Annotated in this window: 1 pseudogene; it reads right to left on the bottom strand. The window is 76.8% G+C overall.

Annotated elements, in window-relative coordinates:
• A pseudogene (locus tag DVK07_RS21015) lies at positions 1-483 on the bottom strand (GMC family oxidoreductase); the annotation flags it as partial.
• Between the last annotated feature and the right edge of the window lie 48 nt (positions 484-531).

Genomic DNA, 531 nt, shown 5'->3' with positions numbered 1-531 from the left:
CGAGACGCCCAGCTCCTTCTCCGCCTGGGCGTAGTAGGGTGGCAGGTCGGCGTAGTCGATGGGCCAGTCGGCGCCGACGCCCCGCGCCGTCCCGGAGTTGAAGTCGTCCTCGTGGAGCCGCATCACCATCCCCTGCCAGTGGAGCGTCGAGCCGCCGACCCCCTTCACCCGGGCGTGGTTCAGCGGGTAGAACCGGTCGCCGGCGTTCTCGTGGGCGTCGCGCGCGCCGCCGACGCCCCAGACGTCGGGGCGGCCGTAGGCGGGGCGGATCGCCCGCTCCTGTCTGGCGAGCCGGTCCTCGGGATCGAACCGCGGCCCGGCGTCGAGCACTACCACGTCGCGGTCGCCGGCGAGCCGGTCGGCGACGAGCGCCCCCGCGGGGCCGGCGCCGACGACGCAGACGTCGGCGTCGGAGACGGGCGTGCGGTCAACGTCGCGGCCGGCGTCCGACCGCTCGTCGCCGACGCTCTCGGCGCCGCTCACGGCGGCCCCCGCTGGTAGCTCTCGGCGCCGCCCGGGTGCCCCTGCGGG

Source organism: Halorubrum sp. Atlit-26R (assembly GCF_003666015.1).
Lineage (GTDB): Archaea > Halobacteriota > Halobacteria > Halobacteriales > Haloferacaceae > Halorubrum.
Note: the sequence above shows the minus strand (reverse complement) of the source record. Positions and strands in the feature narration are given on the sequence as shown.